General features: G+C 72.2%; 12 protein-coding genes. 4 read left to right on the forward strand and 8 right to left on the reverse strand.

The annotated features are described in order from the left end of the window. Positions 1-23 precede the first annotated feature (23 nt). Positions 24-1,250: an MFS transporter gene (locus EDF42_RS08470; protein WP_123672020.1), complete on the forward strand. Its 1,227-nt coding sequence runs from the start codon at positions 24-26 to the stop codon at positions 1,248-1,250. Positions 1,251-1,259: 9 nt separating this feature from the next. Here the strand turns inward: EDF42_RS08470 and EDF42_RS08475 are convergent, their stop codons facing one another. The 7 genes from EDF42_RS08475 to EDF42_RS08500 form a co-directional block, all read right to left on the reverse strand. Beyond that, complete coding sequence (locus EDF42_RS08475) at positions 1,260-1,928, reverse strand: response regulator transcription factor (protein WP_123672021.1); 669 nt, start codon at positions 1,926-1,928, stop codon at positions 1,260-1,262. After that, positions 1,925-3,310, reverse strand: a complete 1,386-nt coding sequence (locus EDF42_RS08480) for a sensor histidine kinase (protein WP_123672022.1) — start codon at positions 3,308-3,310, stop codon at positions 1,925-1,927. The genes EDF42_RS08475 and EDF42_RS08480 overlap by 4 nt, the downstream gene beginning before the upstream one ends. Next, a complete protein-coding gene (locus EDF42_RS08485; RefSeq protein ID WP_123340086.1) occupies positions 3,297-4,271 on the reverse strand; it encodes a type II CAAX endopeptidase family protein in 975 nt (324 codons plus the stop codon). The genes EDF42_RS08480 and EDF42_RS08485 overlap by 14 nt, the downstream gene beginning before the upstream one ends. Before the next feature lie 330 nt (positions 4,272-4,601). Next, entirely contained in the window at positions 4,602-5,162 is a 561-nt protein-coding gene (locus tag EDF42_RS08490; RefSeq protein ID WP_123672023.1) for a low molecular weight phosphatase family protein, read from the reverse strand. A 2-nt stretch (positions 5,163-5,164) separates the two neighbouring features. Next, the gene (locus EDF42_RS08495) at positions 5,165-6,460 is read right to left on the reverse strand and encodes an adenylosuccinate synthase (protein ID WP_123672193.1); all 1,296 of its coding nucleotides are present in this window, start codon (positions 6,458-6,460) and stop codon (positions 5,165-5,167) included. A gap of 113 nt (positions 6,461-6,573) precedes the next feature. Further along, entirely contained in the window at positions 6,574-6,738 is a 165-nt protein-coding gene (locus tag EDF42_RS18905; protein WP_185002646.1) for a hypothetical protein, read from the reverse strand. A gap of 171 nt (positions 6,739-6,909) precedes the next feature. Further along, entirely contained in the window at positions 6,910-10,551 is a 3,642-nt protein-coding gene (locus EDF42_RS08500) for a S8 family serine peptidase (protein WP_123672024.1), read from the reverse strand. 161 nt (positions 10,552-10,712) lie between these two features. On the opposite strand from EDF42_RS08500, the gene EDF42_RS08505 reads away from it, so the two are divergent. The 3 genes from EDF42_RS08505 to EDF42_RS08515 are packed head-to-tail and all read left to right on the forward strand — an operon-like array spanning position 10,713 to position 14,205. Continuing rightward, positions 10,713-11,378, forward strand: coding sequence for a TetR/AcrR family transcriptional regulator (locus EDF42_RS08505; RefSeq protein WP_123672194.1), 666 nt, complete (start codon positions 10,713-10,715; stop codon positions 11,376-11,378). Then, positions 11,375-12,127: a hypothetical protein gene (locus tag EDF42_RS08510; protein ID WP_123340083.1), complete on the forward strand. Its 753-nt coding sequence runs from the start codon at positions 11,375-11,377 to the stop codon at positions 12,125-12,127. Before EDF42_RS08505 ends, EDF42_RS08510 begins: the two co-directional genes overlap by 4 nt. Continuing rightward, entirely contained in the window at positions 12,124-14,205 is a 2,082-nt protein-coding gene (locus EDF42_RS08515) for a YhgE/Pip domain-containing protein (RefSeq protein ID WP_123672025.1), read from the forward strand. The genes EDF42_RS08510 and EDF42_RS08515 overlap by 4 nt, the downstream gene beginning before the upstream one ends. Before the next feature lie 67 nt (positions 14,206-14,272). Here the strand turns inward: EDF42_RS08515 and EDF42_RS08520 are convergent, their stop codons facing one another. Then, positions 14,273-15,076 carry an NAD(P)-dependent oxidoreductase gene (locus EDF42_RS08520; protein ID WP_221181011.1) on the reverse strand — a complete coding sequence of 268 codons (804 nt, stop codon included), beginning with the start codon at positions 15,074-15,076 and terminating at the stop codon, positions 14,273-14,275. Positions 15,077-15,081 lie beyond the last annotated feature (5 nt).

Genomic DNA, 15,081 nt, shown 5'->3' on the forward strand with positions numbered 1-15,081 from the left:
CCGAGCAGTGGTGGGATCGACCCATGACCACCGCCTCGATCCCCGTCACGACCACGAGACCTCGGCTCCTCGCCGGCTGGTACGTCGGCGCGGGCCTGCTGCTCATCGCGATCAACCTGCGGATGGGCGTGGCCTCGGTCGGGCCCGTGCTCGGGGCGATCGAGCGGTCGTTGGGGCTGTCCCCGTCGGCGGCGAGCCTGCTCACGACGATCCCGGTGTTCGCGTTCGGTGCGTTCGCGTTCCTGACCCCGGTGCTCAGTCGGCGCATCGGCCTGCACCGGCTGCTCGGCCTGACGATGGCGGTGCTGGCGATCGGCATCGCGCTCCGGCTCGAGCCGCACGGCTGGGCCCTCTCCGGCGGCACGGTCCTGGCCGGAGCGGCGATCGCGGTGGCGAACGTCTGCATGCCGGCCGCGATCAAGAGCGACTTCGCGCACCGGGTCGGGCTGATGATGGGCCTGTACTCGACGGCGCTGTTCCTCAGTGCGGCGATCGCGTCGGCGGCCGTCGTCCCGCTGATGGCCGCGTTCGCCGGGTCGTGGCGCCCGGCGCTGGCGTTCTGGGCGATCCCCGCGGCGATCGCGTTCGTGGTGTGGCTGCCGCGAGCGCTGCAGCGCCCGGACGCCCGGGTCCGTGCCACCGGCGCGGGTGCCGCCGACGAACCGACCTTCGCGCGGCTGCTCCGCGACCCCGTGGCGATCGCGGTGACCGGCTTCATGGGGCTGCAGAGCCTGTCGTACTACGCGTTCCTGACGTGGGTGCCGACCGTGCTGCAGGACGCCGGCGTCTCGGCGCACGCTGCCGGCCTGATGCTGGCCTACTCGAGCCTGCCGGGGATCGTGACCGGCATCACCGGGCCGGCGATCGCCCGACGCCTCCGCCCGACCTGGCTGCCGGTGCTCGTCGTCGTGGTGCTCTGCGCCGCCGGGTTCGCCGGACTGCTCGTCGCGCCGGCCGCGGGCGCCTGGGTGTGGATGACGCTGCTCGGCCTCGGGCAGGGCGGCGCGATCAGCCTGTCGCTGAGCTACATCGTGTGGCGCTCGCCCGATGCCCGGCACACCGCCCACGTCTCGACGATGGCGCAGGGCATCGGGTACCTGCTGGCGGGGCTCGGGCCGCTCGGCCTCGGCCTGCTCCACACCGCGACCGGGGGCTGGACCGTGCCGATCGTGGTGCTGCTCGTCCTGCTCGTGCTGCAGTTCGTGGCCGGAGCCGCCGCGAGCCGCGACCGTCACGTGCTCCGCCGGTAGCGCAGCGGTCTACGGCTCGGGGACCGCCACGATCCGGTTCTGGTACGCCCACACCACGGCCTGCAACCGCGACCGGACCCCGAGCTTCGGGAGCATCCGCGCCAGGTGCGACTTCACGGTCGAGACCTCGAGCACGAGTGCGACCGCGATCTCCTCGTTCGACATGCCCTGGGCGAGCAGCAGCAGGACCTCGCGTTCGCGGGCGGTGAGCACCCCGTCGGCCCGGTCCCCCGACACCGGCTGCAGGCTCCGTCGCGACACGAACTCACGCAGCACCCGCCGGGTCAGGGCCTGGTCGAGCGTCCCGTTCCCCGCGGCGACGTGCCGCACGGCGTCGACGATGGTGTCCGGCTCGGCGTCCTTGAGCAGGAACCCGGAGGCACCGGCCTCGAGCGCCCCGAACACGTAGTCGTCCAGGTCGAACGTCGTGAGCATCAGCACCGGGATCGCCGGGTCGGCGTCGGACGCGCAGAACAGCCGCGCGAGCTCGATGCCGTTCAGCACCGGCATCCGGATGTCCAGGCAGGCGACGTCGGGCCGCAACGAGCGCGCCAGCGCGAGCGCCTCGCCGCCGTCGGCGGCCACGCCGACCACCTCGATGTCGGCCTCCGCGCCGAGGAGCGCGGACACCCCGGCCCGGACCAGCGGCTGGTCGTCCGCCACCAGCACGCGGATCACGCGACCACCTCGTCACCGTCGGCGGCCTGCGCGACTGCGGCAGGTGCCTCCCGTCCGAGCGCCAGCTCCACCAGCCATCCGCCGGTGGCGGTGGGACCGGTCTGGAGGCTCGCCCCCACCAGGTCCGCTCGCTCGCGCATCCCCCGCAGGCCGTTGCCGCCCGACGGTGAGGTCGGCGCTGCCGGAGCGGCTGCCCGTGCGTTCTCCACCCGGATCACCACCCGGGCCTCGTCGCGGTCGTCGACGGTGACCGTGCACGGGGCGGACGGGGCGTGCAGGGCGGCGTTGGCCAGCGCCTCCTGCACCGTCCGGTAGACGGCGAGCTGCGCGAGCGGACCAACGCCGTCGGCCAGCGACTGTGCTCCTCGCGCGTGGTCGCCAGCGAGCACGTCGAGGCGCACGTCACTGCGGAACCGGGCACGCTCGACCAGGTCGACGATGCCGGCGACCGTCTCGACCGCGCGTTCGGCGGGGACGTCCTCGCGCAGGAGCCCGACCAGTCGGCGCAGGTCGTCGAGGACGGCGGTGCTCTGCTCCCGCACCTGACGGGCACCCTCGTGCGCGCGCTCCGGGTCGCTGTCGATCTGGCGGTCGATGACGGCGGCCATCAGGGCGATGCCGGACAGGTGGTGGGCGGCGATGTCGTGGAGCTCGCGGGCCATGGCGGCCCGTTCGCGGGACACCGCGGCGTCGACCAGGGCGTCCTGCTCACGGAAGACCGCGCTCGCCTCGGCGGTGCGGGCGGCGCGGACCTCGCGGCGGGAGCGCACCAGCAGGGTGACCAGGAGCGGGAGCCCGACGGCGCCGACGGCCTGCAGGACGCCCTGGCCGGCGGACCCGGTGATGCCCTGGACGACGTCACCGCGACCGGCACCGGAGGCCTGGTAGAACCCGATCGACTGCCCCACCACGACCAGTGCGGCGGCCCCGAGCAGCGCCGGCCAGAGTCGCGCCAGCGGCACCCGCAGTGCCGCGAGGACCACGGCCACGACCACCGGCAGGGCGGTCAGGCCGAACAGCGCGAAGGCCTGCGGAGCGAGGCCCGCGACCAGCACCGGCATCGCTGCGACCAGGAGCAGCACCGTGCGGGGTGCGCGACGGGCGGCGAGCAGGACCGCCGCCTGCGCCAGCAACCCGGCGGCCAGGACCGTCCACGCGGTGCTGAGCGGTGCCGGGGCGGTCGCACCGAGGGTCGAGCCGTCGGGGTCGATCGCGTCGAGCGGGGGCAGGCCGACGAGCAGGCCGAGGGCCACGATGGCCGTGCCGACCGCGACGAGCACGTCGACGCGGCGGTCGCGGGTGCGCTGCGCGCCGTCGCGCTGCGTGCGGGTGCGCGGGTCGCCGTCGCGCGGCGTACGGGTGCGCGGGTCAGCGGAGGCCATCGTGTGATCCTACGAGGCGTGTGCGGGCGGGGACCGGGGCGTCGATCGGCAGCGCGCGGCGAGCCGGGTCGTAGCCCAGGCGGCCGCGGGTCACGACGAGGAGCACCGCGGCAGCGACGGTCGAGGTGATGGTCAGGCCGATCATCAGCGTGCCGGCGGTCATGCTCGGGTACATCTCCGGGAACAGCGTCGAGATCGTGTTGTTCACGCCGACGTGCAACAGCAGGGCGAGGGGCAGGCTCTCGCCGGTCTTGTTGAACACCTGGATCATCACGACGTTGAACGTGATCGTGAACAGGGCGAAGACGACGGGCTCGCTCCAGTGCGCGTTCGGCCACCCGCCCCAGTCGCTGAGGTAGAGCGGCATGTGCCAGAGCGCCCAGATCGGACCGAGGATCGCAGCGGCTCCGAGCCCGCCGAAACGGTGCTGCAGGCGGGGCAGGGCGAAGTCGCGCCAGCCGGGCTCCTCGCTCAGGCCGGTGGAGAACAGCTGGATGAGCAGGCCGGGCACCAGTGCGGCGAACGCCAGCGCCGAGGGAGCGCGCACGTCACCGCCGGCGAAGGGCAGTGCGGACGCGACGATCATGGCCGGCACGACGACGAGCGCCAGGGCGTACCAGTACCAGGCGACCCGCCAACGGAACAGCCGACCGACCCAGCGACGCAGCCCCGGACGACCGTCGGCGACCGCGGTGACGATGAACGCGCCGCCCAACGGACCGAGCAGCGCCCCGGGCAGCACGCCGGTGAACTGCGCAGAGCCGAGGACCTCGGGGAAGTGCAGGTCCCACACACCCAGGCCGTGCGGCGACAGGATGTACGGGATCCACGCCAGCCAGCTCAGGCCGAGCGCGAGGGTGAAGAAGGACGCGAGTGGGTGCCGGGCGACGACGCCGCTGACTCCCCCACGCTCCTGCGGAGTGGTGCCGGCGGAGGGCCGGACTTCGGTGGTGTTCGTCATGCACACGACGCTAGGAACTGCGGCGTCGCGGGACGACCGGCTTCGGGATGCACCTGCCGGACTTGCATCGAAAGGTGCAGGCGGTGGCGGTCGCGCGGTGGCGCGGTGCACGGTGCGGTGTCCGCCGGCCCGGCGCGGCGCACGGTGCGGTGTCCGCCGGCCCGGCGCGGCGCACGGTGCGGTGTCCGCCGGCCCGGCGCGGCGCACGGTGCGGTGTCCGTCGGCCCGTGCGAGGTTGACCGCTCCGTGCGCCGCTACAACCCCGCACCGAGCCATCAACCTCGCACCGGACGAACAAGCGCGCACCGTGCGGGTCAGCGCAGCGCGGCGTCAGCGCAGCGCTGCCCGGAGTGCGTCGGCGATCAGCGCGAGCGCGGCGTCGATCTCGTCGGCGGCCCGAGCGTGGGTCGCCTCGGACCGACGGTAGGGGTCGTCGACGTCGTCGTCCGCGGGGTCGGCGGGCGGCGGGACGGTGCCGCGCAGGCGTGCGACCCGTTCGACCAGGGCCTCGGGCGAGTGCACGTCGGCCAGGTCATCGGGCTCGAGCCCCGCGAGCACCCGCGCGAACTGCTTGATGGTGAACGCCCGCTTCGTCGCCCGTGGAGCGAGCGACACCACGGCCGCGCGGTGCGACCGTTCGGCCGTCAGCACCAGGTCGGCCTCCTCGACGATCGCGGCCGTCAGGTACCGCGAGCCGTGCCCGGACGGATCACCGCCGAGCCGGACGGACTGCGCTGCAGCGGCGCCGTCCATCGCGGCACCGTCGTCGGCGATGGTGCCGGCCGACTCGACCACGAACGCCGCAGCGTCCGGGCCGAGTCGCGCCGTCAGGACCTGCGCGCCGAGCGGCGAACGACAGATGTTGCCACTGCAGACGAACAGGACCCGCATCGTCAGGCGCCGGCGCCGAGCAGGTCGTGCCGGACGACGATGGCGTCGCGGCCCGGACCGACACCGATCGCGGAGATCCGCGCGCCGGACATCGCCTCGACCGCCAGCACGTAGTCCTGGGCGTTCTTCGGCAGGTCGTCGAACGAGCGGGCGCCGGTGATGTCCTCGGTCCAGCCGGGGAACTCTTCGTACACGGGCTTCGCGTGGTGGAAGTCCGACTGGTTCACGGGGACCTCGTCCACGCGCACGCCGTCGACCTCGTACGCGACGCAGACGGGGATCGTCGACAGCCCGGTCAGCACGTCGAGCTTGGTGAGCACGAAGTCGGTCACGCCGTTGATGCGCGCGGTGTACCGGGCGATCGGCGCGTCGTACCAACCACAGCGGCGCGGGCGGCCCGTGGTGGTGCCGAACTCGAAGCCGTTGGCGCGCAGGAACTCGCCGGACTCGTCGAACAGCTCGGTCGGGAACGGACCGGCACCGACGCGGGTCGTGTACGCCTTGACGATGCCGATGATGCGCTCGAGCTTGCCCGGGCCGATGCCGGAACCGGTCGCGGCACCGCCGGCGGTCGCCGACGACGACGTCACGAACGGGTAGGTGCCGTGGTCGACGTCGAGCATGGTCGCCTGACCGGCCTCGAACAGGACGGTGTCGCCACGCTCCAGGGCCCGGTGGATCTCGAGGGCGGTGTCCGCGACCATCGGGCGCAGGCGCTCGGCGAAGGACAGCAGCGACTCGACCACTTCTTCGGCGTCGATCGCGCGGCGGTTGAAGACCTTGACGAGCAGGTGGTTCTTCTGGTCGAGGGCCGCTTCGACCTTCTGGCGCAGGATGTTCTCGTCGAAGATGTCCTGGATGCGGATGCCGACGCGGTTGATCTTGTCGGCGTAGGTCGGGCCGATGCCGCGGCCGGTGGTGCCGATCTGGCGCTTGCCGAGGAACCGCTCGGTCACCTTGTCGATCGTGCGGTGGTAGTGCGTGATGACGTGGGCGTTCGCCGACACGAGCAGCTTCGAGGTGTCGACGCCGCGGGCCTTCAGCGCGTCGAGCTCCTGGAACAGGACTTCGAGGTCGACGACGACGCCGTTGCCGATGATCGGCGTCACGCCGGGCGTGAGGATGCCGGAGGGCAGCAGGTGGAGCGCGTACTTCTCGCCGCCGACGACGACGGTGTGGCCGGCGTTGTTGCCGCCGTTGAACTTCACGACGTAGTCGATGCGGGAGCCGAGGAGGTCGGTGGCCTTCCCCTTGCCCTCGTCGCCCCACTGGGCTCCGATGATGACTGCTGCGGGCATCTGGTTCTCCTCACGTTGGCGGAGGACCTCACGCGACCAGGCGGGCCGGTGGTCCACCCGAGTCTATCGGACGGTCACCTCCGCGCCACCTGGCGCATGCAAGCGGTCAGCGCTCAGGCGCGGAAGAAGTCCTGGTACGACGGGTCGCCGACGGGCTGCGAGTAGCCGGGCTCGGCGAGACGCTGCTCGATCATCGCCTGGACCACGTCCGGCGGCGTGAGCCCACGACGGCGCCACTCGGTCGGGTTGGCCCGGAGCTGGTTCAGCGTGTTCTGCATGCTGCAACCCTGGCACCGTGTAACTAGTTTGTCTAACTACCTGTCCTGATACCGCGTCCACGGAGGTCCCCGTCGCGTTCCGTGAGCAGAAGACGTCGGGTCCGAAACTCGAACCCGACGTCTTCTGCTCAGTCGGCAGTGCGCACGAAGCGCGCGATCACCACCGTGCGATCACCGCCGCGCGACCACCGCGGTCTGCCCCGAGGTCGCGGTGCCGTCCTGGTACCCCTTCGCCGAGGCGACGACGCGCACCGAGAAGCGGTGACCGGCGTCCGCGGCGACGAGCGTGTACGACGAGCTCTTGGCGGTCGTCACGGCCTTGCCGTCACGGAGCCACTGGTACGAGTACGTGACACCCGTGCCGTCCCAGTTGCCGTGGCCCGCCTTGAGCTTCGACCCGACCTTCGCCGTGCCGGCCACCGAGACGCCGCTGCCCTTCTGCAGCTGCAGCGTCGGGGCGACCCACGTCGCCGTGGCGCTCTGGGCCTGGTTGCCCACCGCGTTGCCGAGGTGGAGCAGCAGGATCCGAGCGCTGGCGACACCGGGCGACCGCGTGACCTGGAGCGAACCCTGGTCGGCGAAGAGCACGCCCGTCGTCCCGCCCTGCGCGAAGGTCAGGGTCGGCTTCTCGGGGTTGAACGCCGCCTCGGACGTCTCGTCCACGACCGAGGAACCGCTCGTCGCCGCACCAGGGGCGTACGCCGACTCGGTCAGGACCGAGTAGGAGAACGTCTTCGTGGCGCCGATCGTGGCGGCGTCGACCGTCAGGACCTTCACGGTGCTGTCGAAGGTGTTGACGTCCTGGCCGGGCGCACCGCCGTTGAGCGGCTGGGCGTCGACGACCTTGCCGGTCGCCAGGTCCACCGTCGTGGCGAGCGTCGCGTCGATGGTGGCCGACTTGGCGTCGTACACCAGGTAGTCCGGCTCACCGTCGCGGTTCGTGTCGATGAGCACTTCGACGTTGGTCACGGCGCCGGGGTTGGCGTCGGGGCCGGCGGTCTGGATGCCGAACGCCAGGGTGCCGGAGGGCTTGTCGAAGCTCGCCCCGAAGGCCCGGATGTCCGCGGCCTTGAGCGACTGCGACGCCGAACCCTCCGGGAACGTCTCCTGCCCGTCGGTCCCACCGAGCACGAACGGTGCGACCGCGGCGTGGTAGCCGGTCGTCGCCGTGCCCTGGTCGACCGTCTGTCCGCGCAGCGGCAGGTCGGCGGTCTTCTGCGAGCCCGTGTACGAGACGCCCCCACCGCGGACCGCGCTCACCGGCTTCGGCGCGATGTACGTCCCGATCCGCAGCGGATCGGTCGTCGTGTCGGTCGGCGTGAAGGTGACGAGCCCGCTCGCAGCGGCGACGAACTCGCGTTCGTAGCCGTTCTGCACCGACTCCTGGGTGGGGTCGATGACGCGGCGGAGCTTGGTCGGGTCGGCGATCGTGACGGCGAGGGTCACGACGGCACCACGGCCCGGCTGGACCGTGACGCGCTTCGTGCTCAGCGAGAAGGCGACGCCGGGCTGGTCGACCTGGGCCTGGTAGGCCACGTCGTACGTGTGCGCCGTGGAGTCGGTGTTCTCGACGAGCAGGGACCGGGTCTCGCTGGTCTTCGCGGAGACCTCGACCACGCCGTACGACGCGGTGACGAGCTGGCCGTTCTCCACGCTGCGGACGGTGGTGTCGGCCGTGACCGCCTGCAGCGCGTCGACGCGTCCCGTTCCCTGGCGGAGCAGGGTCGCGGTGCCGTCGCCGTCCTCGACGTCGTGCGTCGCCGTGTTCATGAGTGCGGCCTTGACCTGCGGCGCACTCCACGTCGGGTGGGACTGGAACGTCAGCGCCGCGATGCCCGCGACGTCCGGCGTGGCCATCGACGTACCGCTCATCGACATGCGTCCGTCTCCGGTGCCGTTGGCCGCCGAGATCACGTTGACCCCGGGGCCGGCGATGTCCGGCTTGACGATGTCGCCGAACGATCCGTGCACGCCGCGGCTGGTGAACCCGGCGAGCGTGTTCACGGCCTCCGGGTCGGTGGCGAGTTCGAAGCCCTTGAGCTCGTCCGCGAAGCGCACGTGCAGGGTCCCCGCCTTGGCAGCGGCCTGGAGGCCCGTGGCGGCATCCAGCGTCAGCTCGGCACCGGGGATGGTCGCGTTCCCGGCGATGCCCGAGGCGAACGTGTTGATCGTGCCCGCCAGCAGGACACCGGTGCCGCCGGCGGCCTCGACGTTGTTGAAGCGCACGCCGGAGCCGCACTCGAGCGCACCGTCCGTCCACTTCAGCCAGACGACCTTGCCGGCGATCTTCGCGGCCTCCTCGGGGCTGAACGCGGCGCAGCCGTCGATGTTCGTGGTCGGGACGACCACGTCACCCTCGACCGGCAGCGTGCCCGTGAAGTTGGACGAGTACTGCGAGCGGTAGGTCTTCGCGACGTTCGCGGGGGCCGTGGCCTGCACGCCGTCGTACAACGACTGACCGGTGGCGCTCGCGGCGACGGTGAGCGCACCCTCGGCGTTGCCCGGCGAGCCACCGATGTCGGTGAAGTCGTCGGCGTTGCCCGAGGCGATCACGGGGAGCACCCCGCGGGCGGTCAGCGCGTCGATCTTGGCGTTGTCGGGGTCGTCCGGTGCGCCGTAGTCGGAGCCGAGCGACAGGTTCAGGACGTTGATGTCCTTGCCCTCGGTGAGCGCCTGGCCGACCCAGTCGAGCGCGGCGCCCGTGACGTCGGTCGAACCGCCGCCGTCACCGAACACCTTGAGGGCGTAGAGGCCGGCCTCGGGCGCGGTGCCCGGACCGATCCACATGTCCTGCACCTGCTGCGTGGTGAGCTTGGTGTAGTCGCCGTCGAACTGCTGCTTGTCGGCGGTCAAGCCGTAGCCCGCGATCGAGCCGGACACGTGCGTGCCGTGGTCGCCGCCCTTGCCGTCGATCGGGTTGTCGTCCGGAGCCGGCACCGGGTCGTAGGCCGGGTCGGTCGGGTCGGCGTTGTAGGTCGCACCGGCGAAGTCGTACCCGCCCAGGAACTTGGACGCGTCGTACAGGCTGGGGTCCGGGGCGCCGGAGCTGGCGTTCGCCAGGGCCTGCTGGTAGGCCGCGGTGGTGCCGGGTCCGCCGAAGTCGGCCTGCGTGTAGTCCAGGCCGGTGTCGAGGACGGCGACGTTGACGTCCTTGCCGGTGTGGCCGGTCTGCTGCCAGGCGTTGAGCGAGCGCGTGTAGACGTCGCTCGCGGCGTTCTTCGGCGAGACGCCGTCGGCGCCCGGCTTCACGAGGCTCGGGTCCACACCGGACGGCGCGGCGCTCGCGTCGGCGTTGACCGTCGGCTCGACGATCTCCTTCGGCGTGAGCGGGATGATGCTCTCGACGTCGGAGCGCTTCGCGATGTCCTGCAGCGCGGAGACGTCGGCGACGACCGCGACACCGGGGACGGTGTACTCGGTCGAGTAGAGCTCGGTGGAGTCGGCGTCGGCGCGCTTGACGGCGGCGCGGACGGCCGCGGTGGTCGACTCGATCGCCTTGACGCGGCTCTTCGCTGCCGAGGACTGGGTCCGCGACTTGGCGAGGTCACCGCCCTTCGCGGCGGCGTCCACCTCGAGAGCACCCTGGCCGGTCGTGCGCACGAAGGCGGCGACGGTCTTGGTGGGCTTGGCGTCACGCAGCGGTGCGGAGAGCTTCAGGTCGGCCACCGACACCCCGGTCGGAGCTGCGGAGGCCGCGCCCCCGACTGCGAGGCCGCCGCACGTCAGGGCCACGGCGGCGATGCCGGCGGTCAGGACGCGTGCGATGCGGTGGGAGTTCGGGTTCGGGTCGTGGTTCGGTGTTGCACGGTTCAAAGAGGGCACTCCAGGCTCAGTCCGTGGTTCGCATGAGATTGCTGTGAAGTTATGCGCTTACATTCAGAAAGGGCAGTCCGCACTTTGGGGGACACCCCCGTTCGAGGGCCGGTGTTCCTGTTAAGTTGCACACCCGTGTGCACGTTATTACGATGGGGTTCGTGACCACTGCTTCCCACCCCGCACGCGCACCCCGCCGCGACGCGACCGAGAACCGGGCAGCCCTCCTCGACGCGGCACGGACGTGCCTGCAACGCGATCCGGACGCCTCCATCGAGACGATCGCCGCGGCCGCCGGACTCTCGCGCCGCGCGGTGTACGGACATTTCCCGTCACGTGACGACCTCGTGCGCGAGGTCGTGACCTCCGGTGCGGCTCGCATCGCCGCGGCCATGCCGACCACCTCGGACCTGCAGGAGCTGCCGCCGGCCGCCCGGCTCGCCGCGATCGCCGTGACCCTCTGGACCGAGGTCTCACACGTCCGCTCGATGGCCCGGGTCGCCGTGCGCAGCCCCTTCGCCGAGCCCGTCGCCGAGGTGTTCGCACCCCTGCGCGCTCAGGTCCGTCAGGCGTGCACGCTCGGGATCGCCGAGGGCGCCATGCGCGATGACGTCGACCCGGCCACCCTCGGGCGCCTGGTCGAGGGTGCGTGCATCGCCGTCCTCGACGAGGCGACCCGGTCGGGCACCCCGGACGAGGCCGGACGGCGCATGGTGGTGCTGTCGGCGCTCGGCATGGCCGGCATCGACTGGCGCACCGCACTGCTGTCCGAACCCGCGGCCCCGGCCACCGGCTCCGCTGACTCCCCCGTGAAGGACCCCGCATGACGCTCGAACTGGACCACGTCGGCATCGGCGAGGAGCCCGGCGCGGCACTGCCCGTCGTCTCCGCCGTCGCCGCACCCGGACGTCCCGGGGTCGTCGCCGTCGAGACCGAGCAGGCCCCCGTGCTCGCCTCGCTCGTCGCCGGCGGCCGGATGCAGCCCGACACCGGGCGGCTGCTGCTCGACGGGCACGAGGACGCCGCCGCCGTGCGCCGCGCCTTCGCCCTCGTCGACACCCCGGGCGTCGCCGAGCCCTTCCCCGTGATGACCGTCAAGCAGATCGTGCGCGAGGAGCTCGCGTTCGCCGCCCAGCGCCCCTCGCGCGACCACGTCGACACCGTGCTCGAGGAACTCGGCCTGGGGCACTACGCGGACACCCCGGTCCAGCGGGTGCCGACCGCCGTGCGCGTGCGACTGCTCGTCGAGCTCGCGCTGCTCCGCGACGGCGTGACCGGCGTCGTCGTCACGGCACCCGAACGGCACGGCGGCGTCGTCGAGGAGTGGTTCGCGGTGCTCCGTGACGTCTCCCGTCGCGGTGTGACCGTCGTGCTCGTGACCTCGAAGGCCGCAGCCGCGACCGTCGAGGCCCTGCTCGACACCATCCAGACGCACGACGACGCCGCGACGCACGCCGCGCTCCAGACCGAGGGTCCCGACGACGCGGCCCTGTCCGACGGAACCGAGCCGGGCCTCCCGTCCGGCCCTTCCGTCACCGCAGAATCCGCAACCGTCCCGACGGAGGCAACCCCGTGACCACCACCTCGCTCGTCCGCGCCGAACTGGCGCGACTCACCGCGACCCCGCTCGCACGACTGGCGTTCATCGCCCTGATGATCGTGCCGCTGCTGTACGGCGGCGCGTACCTGTGGGCGAACCGCGACCCGTACGCCAAGCTCGACCAGATCCCCGCGGCGATCGTCAACCTCGACGCCGGCGCCACCCTCGACGGCGACCAGGTCGACTACGGCACCGACGTCACGAAGGAGGCGATCGACGGCGCCGACTTCAAGTGGACGAAGACCAGCGCCGCCGACGCGCGCTCCGGCGTGCGGAACGGCACCTACGACTTCGTCGTGACGATCCCACACGACTTCTCCGAGCACCTGGTGTCCGCGCAGTCCGACGACCCGACGCAGGCGAAGCTCGTCATGACGACGGCCGACACGAACTCGTACCTGGCCTCGACGATCGCCGAGCAGGCGGGCAAGACCATGCGCACCGCGGTCGCCGAGCGCGTCGGCAAGCAGGCGGCGAAGACCCTGCTCGTCGGGCTCGCGGACGTCCGCGACAGCCTCGGCGACGCCGTCGACGGGGCCGACCAGCTCGCCTCCGGCACCGCGAAGGCGGACTCGGGGGCCCGCAAGCTGGCGGACGGTACCGGCAAGCTGTCGTCCGGCGCAGCGGAGCTCGCGTCCGGCACGGCCGACCTGCCGTCGCAGACCCAGCAGCTGGACAGTGGGGCGCAGCAGGTGGCGTCCGGGGCGTCGACCCTGGCGTCCGGGCTGGCCAGCGCACAGCAGCAGACCGCGGCGCTGCCGTCGCAGACGCAGCAGTTGAACGACGGGGCGCAGAAGGTCGCCGCCGGCAACAAGAGGCTCGCCGACCAGATCGACGGGTACAGCTCCGACGTCGACGCACTGCAGCCGCTCGACGCCGACACCGTGCTCGCCGGGATCACCGACAACCTGCCCGAGGGCGTCGAACTCACCGAGGAGCAGCAGGCCGCGCTGACCGCCACCGTCACGGATGCCGTCACGCAGGTGAACACCACGGGCGCACAGGCGAAGAAGACCTACGCCACCGCGAAGTCGTCGGTGGACCAGCTCCGCGACGGATCGGCCCAGGTCGCGGCCGGTACCTCGTCGTTGGCGGCCGCGACTCCCGAGCTGTCCTCCGGCATCGCGTCGGCGGCGACCGGGGCGTCCACGCTCTCGTCGGGCGCCTCGCAGGTGGCAGCCGGCACGTCTGCGCTCGCGACCGCCGCACCCACGCTGTCGTCAGGTGCTTCGTCACTCGCCACGGGCGCAGCGTCCGCCGACGAAGGTGCTTCGTCGCTCGCATCGGGGCTGGACGAGCTGAAGACCGGGTCCGCGAAGCTCGCCGCGTCGCTCGACGAGGGCCGCACGAAGATCCCCGCGTCGAACGCCTCGGAGCGGGAGTCGCAGGCCTCGGTCATCTCCGACCCGGTGAAGGTCGGGGACGACAACGTCGCCGCGGCGTCGAACTACGGCGCCGGCCTCGCGCCGTTCTTCATCTCGCTCGCGGCCTGGATCGGCATGTACGCGCTGTTCCTCATCCTCAAGCCGATCTCGAAGCGGGCGATCACCGCGGTGCGGAAGCCCCTCGCGGTGGTGTTCGGCGGCTGGCTGACCCCGGCGCTGCTCGGCCTGGTGCAGATGGTGGCGCTGTTCTTCATCGTGCGGTTCGCCCTCGACCTGAACGTGGTGCACGTCAGCGGCACGATCGGGATCATGGTGCTCGCCTCGGCGACCTTCGCGGCGGTCATCATGGCGCTCAACGTGCTGCTCGGGTCGGTGGGACAGTTCCTCGGCCTGGTGCTCATGCTCGTGCAGCTCGTCACCGCCGGCGGGACGTTCCCGTGGCAGACGCTGCCGGGGCCGTTGGCCGCGCTGCACTTCGCGCTGCCGATGACGTACTCGGTCGACGCGATCCGGCAGACGATGTACGGCGGGAACCTCGGCGCCGCGTGGTCCGACGCGGGTGTGCTGCTCTGCTGGCTGCTCGGGGCGCTGCTCGTGTCCTTCGTGGTCACGGCGCGGCAGACCCGCTCCCGCACACTGCGCGACCTGCGCCCGAGCCTGATCGGGTAGCGGGGGGCCGCGTTCGCTTGGTGAGCAGAAATGGTCGGGTGGCGTCAGGCCACCCGACCATTTCTGCTCACGAAGTGCTGCGCCCGAGGGGCAACGACACCATCTCGCCGCCGAGGAACCGCAGGTCCTCCGGCGGCAGGTCCGCCCGAGCGTCGGGGTCGAGCGCGCGGGACGCGTCGTCGCGCGGGACGAAGCCGATCGCCTCACCCGCGGTCAGGTCGGCCGGCGACCCGGTGTTCTGCGACAGCGCCCACACGACGTGGTGCCCCGGTTCGCGCAGGTCGACGGTCGCGAGCACCAGGCGCGCCAGGTCGTCGGGCGAGCTCCACATCAGGAGCGCTCGCGACGACGACGGCTGCTCCCCGAAGGCCCCGATGCGCGCCGAGACGATCGACATGTCGTACCGGTCGGCGAACAGGCTGCCGAGCAGTTCCATCGCCGCCTTCGTCACGCCGTAGTAGGTGTCCGGCCGCGGCAGTCGGTCGCCCGGCACGCTGCCCGGTTCGTCGAGCGGCTCGGGGACCCGGCCGACCGCGTGGATCGAGCTCGCGAGCAGCACCCGGAACACACCGTTCGCCGCCGCACGCTCGAGCACGTTCTTCGTGCCGGTCAGGTTCGCCTCGAGCAGGTCGCCCCACGCGGCCTCGGTCGGGATGCCGGCCAGGTGCACCACGGTGTCCACCCCGGCGAGCGCGACGTCCAGCGCAGCGGGGTCGTTCACCGAGCCGGAGACGAACCGCTCCCCGGCGACGACCGGGTCGTCGGGCGTCCGTTCGTCGAGCAGGACGAGGTCGTGTCCGGCCGTCAGGAGCCTGGGCCGGAGAGCCGCCCCGATGCGTCCTGCGGCCCCGGTGATGAGCAGCGTCGCCATGCCGC

The sequence above is a fragment of the Curtobacterium sp. PhB172 genome, assembly GCF_003752545.1.
In the GTDB taxonomy this organism is placed as follows: domain Bacteria; phylum Actinomycetota; class Actinomycetes; order Actinomycetales; family Microbacteriaceae; genus Curtobacterium.

What these genes read in the sequence shown, in the direction of transcription:
- EDF42_RS08470 (WP_123672020.1), top strand. Translation starts at nt 24, where the DNA reads ATGACCACCGCCTCGATCCCCGTCACGACCACGAGACCTCGGCTCCTC.
- EDF42_RS08510 (WP_123340083.1), top strand. Translation starts at nt 11,375, where the DNA reads ATGACGCTCGAACTGGACCACGTCGGCATCGGCGAGGAGCCCGGCGCG.
- EDF42_RS08495 (WP_123672193.1), bottom strand. Translation starts at nt 6,460, where the DNA reads ATGCCCGCAGCAGTCATCATCGGAGCCCAGTGGGGCGACGAGGGCAAG.
- EDF42_RS08485 (WP_123340086.1), bottom strand. Translation starts at nt 4,271, where the DNA reads ATGACGAACACCACCGAAGTCCGGCCCTCCGCCGGCACCACTCCGCAG.
- EDF42_RS08520 (WP_221181011.1), bottom strand. Translation starts at nt 15,076, where the DNA reads ATGGCGACGCTGCTCATCACCGGGGCCGCAGGACGCATCGGGGCGGCT.
- EDF42_RS08490 (WP_123672023.1), bottom strand. Translation starts at nt 5,162, where the DNA reads ATGCGGGTCCTGTTCGTCTGCAGTGGCAACATCTGTCGTTCGCCGCTC.
- EDF42_RS08480 (WP_123672022.1), bottom strand. Translation starts at nt 3,310, where the DNA reads ATGGCCTCCGCTGACCCGCGCACCCGTACGCCGCGCGACGGCGACCCG.
- EDF42_RS18905 (WP_185002646.1), bottom strand. Translation starts at nt 6,738, where the DNA reads ATGCAGAACACGCTGAACCAGCTCCGGGCCAACCCGACCGAGTGGCGC.